General features: G+C 64.7%; 6 protein-coding genes and 1 pseudogene. All 7 read right to left on the bottom strand.

The window, feature by feature from the left end; translation table 11 throughout:
- Positions 1–4: 4 nt before the first annotated feature.
- Complete coding sequence (gene dapA, locus G8O24_RS28205; RefSeq protein ID WP_188105054.1) at positions 5–910, bottom strand: 4-hydroxy-tetrahydrodipicolinate synthase; 906 nt, start codon at positions 908–910, stop codon at positions 5–7.
- A gap of 34 nt (positions 911–944) precedes the next feature.
- On the bottom strand, positions 945–2702 hold the full coding sequence (locus G8O24_RS28210) for an ABC transporter permease subunit (RefSeq protein WP_188105055.1): 1758 nt from the start codon (positions 2700–2702) through the stop codon (positions 945–947).
- An 11-nt stretch (positions 2703–2713) separates the two neighbouring features.
- Complete coding sequence (locus G8O24_RS28215) at positions 2714–3802, bottom strand: ABC transporter ATP-binding protein (RefSeq protein ID WP_188105057.1); 1089 nt, start codon at positions 3800–3802, stop codon at positions 2714–2716.
- 15 nt (positions 3803–3817) lie between these two features.
- Complete coding sequence (locus G8O24_RS28220) at positions 3818–4903, bottom strand: ABC transporter substrate-binding protein (RefSeq protein ID WP_188105059.1); 1086 nt, start codon at positions 4901–4903, stop codon at positions 3818–3820.
- A gap of 1 nt (position 4904) precedes the next feature.
- Complete coding sequence (locus tag G8O24_RS28225; RefSeq protein WP_188105062.1) at positions 4905–6383, bottom strand: FAD-binding oxidoreductase; 1479 nt, start codon at positions 6381–6383, stop codon at positions 4905–4907.
- Between the two features lie 268 nt (positions 6384–6651).
- A complete protein-coding gene (locus G8O24_RS28230; RefSeq protein ID WP_188105063.1) occupies positions 6652–8448 on the bottom strand; it encodes an ABC transporter substrate-binding protein in 1797 nt (598 codons plus the stop codon).
- Between the two features lie 76 nt (positions 8449–8524).
- Positions 8525–8779: pseudogene (locus tag G8O24_RS28235) on the bottom strand (DUF2160 domain-containing protein); the annotation flags it as partial.
- Between the last annotated feature and the right edge of the window lie 152 nt (positions 8780–8931).

Below are 8931 nucleotides of genomic sequence, written 5' to 3' on the forward strand. Positions count from 1 at the left end.
CCTCTCATGCGATGCCCTCCGAGATCGCCAGCTGCCGGCCGAGCTCGGCGCGGAGCGAGGCGACCAGCGTCGGCGCCGGCTGCACCAGCGGCGCCAGCATACGCGGCGCGTCGACGCCGACGAGATCCATCACCGCCTTCATCGGCCCCGGATTGGTCTCGGCGAACGCCATGTTCATCAGCGGAATCAGGCGGCGATGCAGGCCCAGCGCCTCTGCCGTCTTACCCGCCGTGGCGGCCTCGAAGATCTGGCGCCAGGCGCGCGGCAACAGGCACGCGGTGACGATGATGCCACCCTTGGCGCCCGCCGCCAGATGCAGCGGAAACAGGCTGTCCTCGCCGCTCAGCACCGCAAAGCTCGCATCGACCCCGGCCACGACCTGAAGGAAATGGTACATGTCGAGATTGCAGGCCTTCATGCCGATGATGTTGGGATGCCTGGAGAGCTCATGCAGGATCCTGGGCTGGATCGCAATCCGGGTGCGATAGGGAATCTCGTAGATCAGGATCGGCACCGGCGAGGCATCGGCATAGCGCAAGAAATAGTCGCGAACGCCCGCCTGAGTCGGGTTGGTATAATATGGCGTAAGAACCAGCAAGCCGTCGACGCCCTCGGCCGCGAATTCACGCCCTGCCTGCAAGGCATCGTGGAAGCCGGTGTCGAGCACGCCTGCGATGACCGGGCCCTTGCCCCCCATCGCCTTCACCGACAGGCCAGCCATCTTGATGCGCTCGGATCTGGACAGTGCGCCATATTCGCCGGTGCCCCCGAGCGGCACCACGCCATCGATCCCCTGCTTATTGAGCCAGGTGAACAGGGAAGAGACCGCGCCGGCATCGATGGTGTCGTCGGCCTTGACGGGCGTTGGGATGGCAGGGAACAGGCCGTGGAGACTGGTGGCAGTGAGCATGACTTGAGAAACCTCTGGTTGGACGGTGGCGCTGCTATCTCGCGGCTGCGCGCCGGCGCAGGCGTTCGGCGACGAAGATGAGCAGCCCCATGAAAACGAACAGGCAGGTCGAGACGGCGGCAATCGAGGGTGAGACCTGAAGCGTCACCTCGTCCCAGAACTGCTTGGGCAGCGTCGCGTTGAGACCGCCGGTGGCAAACAGCGCGATGGTCAATTCGTCGAACGAGGTCGCGAACGCGAACAGGAAGGACGACATCATGCCGGCGCCGAGAATCGGAAAGGTGACGTAGCGGAGTGTCGCGAACGGGCGCGCCCCGAGGCTCTGCGCGGCTTGGTCGAGCCGCGTGTCATAGTTGCGCAGCACGGCCATCATGGTCATGACCACGTAGGGAACGGCGACGACGGTGTGGCCGAGAACGAGGCCGACGGCGCTACCGACGAGGCCCATGCGCGCGAACACGTAGAACAGGCCGACTGCGATGATCATCCGCGGCACCACGATCGGCGACAGGATGAAGGCGAGCCAGGCGGCCTTGCCTCTGATATCGCTGCGCACCAGCAGGAACGCGGCCGGCGTGCCGATCAGCATGGCGAGCAGACCGGTGCCGATGCCGACCAGCAGCGAGCGCAGCATGGCCTGGGTCCAGAGCGGCGAATTCAGCACCGTCTCGTACCAGTGCAAGGTAAAACCCTGCGGGGGCCAGTTGAGGCCACCGCTGCCGAATGACAGCGGGATCATCAGAATCGTCGGCGCGCTGATGATGAGCAGCATGGTCCAGACGAAGGCCTGCAAGCCGAGGCCGGCTTGATCGGGATTGCGGCCACGACGGCGTGACGGCAGCAGGCGGAGGATTCCGTCCGAGACCGCGCCGAGCAGCGTGAGCAGCGCATCGCCGGTCCGCACGACCGGGCCCGACAGACGTGACGGCTGTGCATTGCGCGGCGCGGATGCGCCGGTCATGGTCGACAGGCCGAGCAAACGGTCATAGGCGGCGAAGACGATGAGGACGACCACCAGCAGCAGCACCGCGATCGCACCGGCAAAGCCCCAGTTCATGGTCTGCTGGACCTGGTCGATGATGAGCTGCGTGATCATGGTCTCGCGGCGGCCGCCGAGCAGCGCAGGCACGATGAAGAAGCCGATCGCGGTGACGAACACCATGATTCCGGCCGCGGCAACGCCGGGCAGCGACAGCGGAAAATAGATCTTCCAGAACGCCATGCCCGGGCGCGCCCCGAGCGTTGCGGCCGCGCGCGGCAAATTGCGGTCGATGTTCTCCATCACCGAGAGCATGGTCAGCACGGCGAGCGGCAGCAGCGCGTTGACCATACCGACCAGCACGCTGCCGAAATTGTAGAGCAGGCTCGCGGGACTCGAGATGATGCCGAGCGAGAGCAGGAGCTTGTTGATGACGCCGTTACGGCCGAGCAGCACGATCCAGGCGAAGGCGCGAACCAGAAAGCTGGTCCAGAACGACAGCAGCACCCAGAACAGCAGCGTCGCCTTGCGCTCCTTGCCGACCACCGAGATCAGATAGGCGATCGGATAGCCGGTGACGACGCAGACCAGCGTGGTCGCCAGCGAAATCTTCAGCGTGATCAGGAGAACGTCGAGATAGACCGACGATGCAAAGAGCTGGCGATATTGCGCGAGCGTGAAGCCATTGTCGCCGTAGACGCTGAGCAGCAGCAGCTGGCCGACGGGATAGACCAGGAACAACACGAGCAGCACCACCAGCGGCGCGCCCATCGCAGCCCGCGTCCAGGCCTGCCTCTGCGATATCGTGCGCATGCCGGCCAAGCTCAGCTCCCCTTCCCCTCGTGGATGGCGACGGCATCCGCCGCATGCCATCCGAGCGACAGGCGCTGGCCGATCTCGTAAGGCGCGCTGCCGCTCCGGGTCGGATGTGCAGCAACGAGCTGCGGCAGGCCTGCAGTTTCCGGAGCGATATACAGCCGCGTCAGGCTGCCGCTGATCATCACGTCGGTGAGCCGGCCGGACAGCTGGCCGCCCTCGCCGACCACGAGGTTCTGTGGGCGCACCATGACCTTGATGGGTTCGCCGGCGGCGAAACGGGAGCCGTTGCCGACCGCGCGCGAGGCCGCAAGCTGCTCGGCGAGGACGATGTCGAGCTGCTCGCCGTCAACGCCACGCACGGTGGCGCTGAGAAGATTGGACTCGCCGAGGAAGTCGGCGACGAACACCGAGCGTGGCCGGAAATAGAGGTCCTGCGGCGTGCCGAGCTGCTCGATCGCGCCTGCATTCATCAAGCAGATGCGATCCGACATGGTCATCGCCTCTTCCTGGTCGTGGGTGACGTAAACGATCGTGGTGCCGAGCTCGCGATGAATGCGCTTGATCTCGAGCTGCATCTGGTCGCGCAACTTCTTGTCGAGCGCCCCGAGCGGCTCGTCCATCAGGATGATGGCGGGGCGATAGACGATGCAGCGCGCCAGTGCGATGCGCTGCTGCTGACCGCCGGACAATTCGCGCGGATAGCGCTTTGCGACATGCGGCAGGCGCACCGTCTCCAGCGCCTCGGCGGTGCGCCGGCGCGCCTCCGCATCGGACACTCTCCGCATCTTCAGCGGAAAGGCGATATTGTCCTCGATCGTCATGTGCGGAAACAGCGCATAGTTCTGGAACACGACACCGATGTCGCGCGCATAGGCGGGACTATGCGTGACGTCGGCGTCGTCGATCAGGATCTGTCCCTCGTCGGGGTCGGCAAGACCCGCGATCAGGCTGAGCAGCGTGGTCTTGCCCGAGCCCGAAGGCCCGAGCAGCGTGAGGAATTCCCCCTTTGCGACGTCGAGGCTGGTCGGTGCCAGGGCGACGAAATCGCCGTAGCGCTTGCTGAGCTCACGAATACACAGGCTCGACGAGACCATGGGCCGCTCCGATCCTCAAGCCAGGATCCAGCTGTTGAAGCGCTCGATGACGGCGGCCTGATTGTCGAGCCAGTATTTGGCGTTGATCTTCAGCCCAGCCTTGATGTTATCAGGGTAGGTCGGGCAGTTCTTCGCGATCTCGGGCTTGACGTAGTTGAAGGCCTCCGGCTGCGTGAGGCCGGCCGGGAAATATTCGACCAGCGCCGCCTGCCGCTTCGGATCGGAGGCGAACTTGATGAACTCGCGGCAGGCATCGGCATTCGGGGTGCCTGCGAGGATCGACCAATTGTCGCCGCCCCAGATGCCCTGATTCCAGACGATCTCGACCGGCGCGCCGGCTGCTTGAGCCGCCTGGGGACGCGACACCCAGGTTGGCAGCAGATCGATCTCGCCCGAGGTCAGCATCTGCTCGACCTGCGCGCCGCTGGTCCACCACACGGCGACCTGTGACTTGATCTTGTCGAGCGAGGCAAAGGCCTTGTCGAGATCGCAGGGGTAGACCTGCGCGGTCGGCACGCCCGCGCCCATCAGTGCCTGCTCGATCGTGTCGAACGGATGCTTGCGCACGGCGCGGCGTCCCGGAAACTCCGCCACGTTCCAGAAATCAGCCCAGGACTGCGGTGCCTTGCGGCCCTTGAAGGCGTCCGTACGGTAGGCCAGCACGGTGGTGTAGACATTGGTGGCGACACCGTAGGGCGAAGCATATTCGGCCGGGATCGACTTGACGACCGGCTCGGATTCGAGACCGTGCTTCTCCAGATATGGCTTGGCGCCGCTGGTCAGGATCTCGATCGCCGGCCAGGAGATCTTGGCCATGTCCCAGGTATAGTTCTTGGTGTCGACCATGGTCTTGATCTGCGCGACCGGCTCGGCATTGGCCTGCACGCCGACGACCTCGATGCCGGTCGCTTCGGTGAACGGACGGTAGAACACCGCACCATAGGCCTTGGTGTAGATGCCGCCATCGTCGCGCACGACGATACGTTTTCCCGCAGCGCGGGACGGCGACCAGACGGAGGGCGCAGCAAGCGCGACCGCGCCGGCTCCTGCGCCAAGCAGCAGACGACGGCGGGAAGTAATGAGCTTCGATGCGTTGGTCATGTCAGCCCCCTCTTTGCGATGTTGCACTGGTCGGCGAAGTTGGAGCCGCCTCGGTCGCCGATGGCGGCGGCAGAACGCGGCCGGGATTGAACAGACCCGACGGGTCGAATGCCTGTTTCACGGCCCGCATGAGCGCGAGCTCGACCGGCGGCTTGTAGCGGCTCATCTCGCCGGTCAGCGTGCGCCCGACGCCGTGCTCGGCGCTGAAGGTGCCGCGCAAGGAGATGGCGACGTCATTCATGGCACGACGGATTTTCTGCGCAGTCCCGTCGCGGTCCGGCAGCGCGTCCCATTCGGCGAAGCTGAAGAAGGGGATGAAATGGATGTTGCCGTCGCCCATGTGGCCGACGATGATGAACGCCAGATCCGGCACGATCGCGCGCACGGCCGCCGTGGCTTGGTCGATGAAAGCAGGCACGCTGGAGACTGGGACGGCCGTGTCCGACGTCAGGCCGACGCCGGCCTTCTTGTTGGCTTCCGACACACTGTGACGCACCAGCCACATCGCCTTGCGCTGCGCCTCGCTGGTGGCGATGACGCCGTCGCTGACAAGCCCGGCCTCGAGCGCCCGCTCGAGCACCGTCTGCATCGTCGCCGCGAGCGCGGCTGCATCGCCGGTGTCGGACAGTTCGACGAGGACATGCCAGGCGTCGATCTCTGCGACCGGACAGCGCCGGCCCGGCACCTGCTCGAGCACGAGCTCGATCTGCTTGGCGTTCATCAGCTCGAAGGCAGAGAGACGGGAGTTGCAAGCGGCCTGGAACAGGCCGAGCACCTCAAGCGCCCGCTGCGGACTGTCGACCGCGAGCCAAGCGACGGCTTCCGCCGTCGGCAGCGGATGCAGCTTCAGCACCGCGCCGGTGATAATGCCGAGCGTGCCCTCGGAGCCGATGAAGAGATGCTTGAGGTCGTAGCCGGTGTTGTTCTTGCGCAGCGCGTAAAGGCCGTCCCAGATCGAGCCGTCCGGCAGCACCACCTCAAGCCCGAGCACGTTGTCGCGCGTGTTGCCATAGCGCAGCACGCCGGTGCCGCCGGCATTGGTGCCGATATTTCCGCCGATCTGGCACGAGCCTTCGGCGCCGAGGCTGACCGGATAGAGCCGGCCGGCGGCCGCCGCGGTCTCCTGGATTGTGGCCAGCACGCAACCGGCATCAACCACCATGGTGTTGTTGACGGGATCGAGCGAGCGGATCCGGCGCATGCGCGTCAGCGCGACGATGACAGGCGGCTTGCCCTGCCCCGACGGCGTCGCGCCGCCGCACAGGCTGGTGTTGCCGCCCTGCGGCAGCACGGGCGTTTCGTGCGCGACACAAAGACGGACGATCGCCGCGACCTGCTCGGTGGTCGAGGGCAGCACGGCACAGAGCGACGGCGCGCGATACCGGCCGCGCCAATCCTCGGTGAGACCGGCGAGATCCTCCTCGCGCGTCAGCACGGCCGTGTCGCCCAGCAACTGCCTGAACGCCTCGATCAATGCCATCGACCAGCCTCCGGGACGGGCCGACGCTGGCCCAAATGGCGCCTGCGCAAGTAATCGGAATACAATTACTTCAATCGCATTATGCTGATCATGAATTCGATGTGACGGGGAGTCAAGCGGGGGGTACTGGATCGCCAGAGTCCCTCCGCGGAAAGATCCTGGATTGCTTCGCCGTGCTCGCAATGACGGCTGCGGAGACAGCGGGGCGCACAGTACAAAAGAGAAAGGCCGGGATTGCTCCCGGCCTTTCGTCGTCATGAGGCTTTGCTTACTGCAGCGAAGCGCGCTTGGGCGGGGTGGCCGGCCACGACTTGATCAGCGTGTCGTAGTCGATCGTTTCGCCCTTCGGCTTCTCGTTGGCGAGTTTGCGCTGCGGAGCAATCGTGCCGTCCTTCTGGGCCTTGGCGAACCAGTACTCGGCCGACTCCTTCTTGTGCAGCTTCGGACCGCAGGCGCCCTGCACGCCGGACTTCTCCAGGCGCTCCATCACGGAGTCCTGGGCGGCGGCCAGCGCGTCCATCGCCTGCTGCGGCGTCTTCGAACCCGACGACGCATCGCCGATGTTCTGCCACCACAGCTGGGCAAGCTTCGGATAGTCGGGCACGTTGTTGCCGGTCGGGGTCCACTGCACGCGCGCGGGCGAGCGGTAGAACTCGATCAGGCCGCCGAGCTTCGGCGCGCGCTCGGTGAACGACTTGTCCCAGATGTCGGATTCACGGATGAAGGTGAGACCGACATGGCTCTTCTTCAGCGACACCGTCTTGGAGATGATGAACTGGAGATAGAGCCAGGCTGCCTTGCGGCGATCCGCCGGGGTCGACTTCAACAGGGTCACGGAGCCGGCGTCCTGATAGCCGAGCTTCATGCCTTCCTTCCAGTAGGCACCGTGCGGCGAGGGCGCCATACGCCACTTCGGCGTACCGTCCGCGTTCATCACGGCGATGCCCGGCTTCACCATGTCGGCGGTGAAGGCGGTGTACCAGAACATCTGCTGGGCGATGTTGCCCTGAGCCGGCACGGGCCCAGCTTCAGAGAAGGTCATGCCCTGCGCCTGCGGCGGAGCGTACTTCTTCAGCCACTCGAGGTACTTGGTGATCGAGTAGACGGCGGCGGGACCGTTGGTGTCGCCACCACGCTCGATCGACGAACCGACCGGGCGGCAGCCTTCCATGCGGATGCCCCACTCGTCGACCGGCAGGCCGTTCGGGATGCCCTTGTCACCGTTGCCGGCCATCGAGAGCCAGGCGTCGGTGAAACGCCATCCGAGCGAGGGGTCCTTCTTGCCATAGTCCATATGGCCGTAGACCTTGACGCCGTTGATCTCCTTGATGTCGTTGGTGAAGAACTCGGCGATGTCTTCATACGCCGACCAGTTCACGGGGACGCCGAGCTCATAGCCATACTTGGCCTTGAACTTGGCCTTGTAGTCCGGGTTGGTGAACCAGTCGTAGCGGAACCAGTAGAGGTTCGCGAACTGCTGGTCGGGCAGCTGGTAGAGCTTGCCGTCCGGCGCGGTCGTGAACGACTTGCCGATGAAGTCGTTGACGTCGAGCATGGGGTCGGTGACGTCCTTGCCCTCGCCGGTCATGTAGTCGGACAGCACGATGGTCTGGCCGTAGCGGAAGTGGGTGCCGATCAGGTCGGAATCGTTGATCCAGCCGTCGTACACGTTCTTGCCGGACTGCATCTGGGTCTGCAGCTTCTCGACGACGTCGCCTTCCTGGATGATGTCGTGCTTGAGCTTGATGCCGGTGAGCTCGGTGAACGCCTTGGCCAGCGTCTGCGACTCGTATTCGTGGGTGGTGATGGTTTCGGAGACGACGTTGATCTCCATGCCCTTGAACGGCTCGGCCGCCTTGGCGAACCACTCCAGTTCCTTCTTCTGGTCTTCCTTCGACAGGGTCGAGGGCTGGAATTCCGCGATCCACTTCTGGATCGTGGCGTCGTCAGCGGCGCGAACCGGCGCCGAGGCAGCGAACGCGGTGGCGAGAATGGCCGCGGCGCTCGATACGGTCAGAAAGCTGATCTTGGTCAATGGACCTTTCCTTCTCCTAAACTGTCGCATGTTGTTCCTCCGTTGCAGCGACAAACTTTTATACAGATCCGGATTGCCCCCGAATCTGGCCGTCCCTTCGCGAGCTTCAGACCGTGCGAAAAATGAGCACGGCCGTGACCAGCGAAATTCCACTTGCGAGCCACAGGCTCGAAATCTCGATCCCCTCCTCGCCGATCGGCAGCGAGGCGATCGGGTCGGTGCCGACGAGGCCGATCCACACGAGATGAATGACGGCGGCGAGGATCAGCGAGATGAACAGGCGATCGCCACGCGTGGTGGGAATCCTGAGCACGCCGACACGCTCGGCCTCGGGATACACGGCCGCGAGCCACGTCATCACCACCCACGAATACGAGTCGCAGACGCCGGCCACGTCGTTCACCGCGCGCACCGACAGCAAGCTCAAGCACGACCTCACCACGCACAGCGCCGCCGGCGAGAAGATACAGACACAGATGAACCCCGCCAAGAACGACAACCACGCCCGGATAA

The organism is Bradyrhizobium campsiandrae, assembly GCF_014529705.1.
In the GTDB taxonomy this organism is placed as follows: domain Bacteria; phylum Pseudomonadota; class Alphaproteobacteria; order Rhizobiales; family Xanthobacteraceae; genus Bradyrhizobium; species Bradyrhizobium campsiandrae.

What these genes read in the sequence shown, in the direction of transcription:
- dapA (WP_188105054.1), bottom strand. Translation starts at nt 910, where the DNA reads ATGCTCACTGCCACCAGTCTCCACGGCCTGTTCCCTGCCATCCCAACG.
- G8O24_RS28210 (WP_188105055.1), bottom strand. Translation starts at nt 2,702, where the DNA reads ATGCGCACGATATCGCAGAGGCAGGCCTGGACGCGGGCTGCGATGGGC.
- G8O24_RS28215 (WP_188105057.1), bottom strand. Translation starts at nt 3,802, where the DNA reads ATGGTCTCGTCGAGCCTGTGTATTCGTGAGCTCAGCAAGCGCTACGGC.
- G8O24_RS28220 (WP_188105059.1), bottom strand. Translation starts at nt 4,903, where the DNA reads ATGACCAACGCATCGAAGCTCATTACTTCCCGCCGTCGTCTGCTGCTT.
- G8O24_RS28225 (WP_188105062.1), bottom strand. Translation starts at nt 6,383, where the DNA reads ATGGCATTGATCGAGGCGTTCAGGCAGTTGCTGGGCGACACGGCCGTG.
- G8O24_RS28230 (WP_188105063.1), bottom strand. Translation starts at nt 8,448, where the DNA reads ATGCGACAGTTTAGGAGAAGGAAAGGTCCATTGACCAAGATCAGCTTT.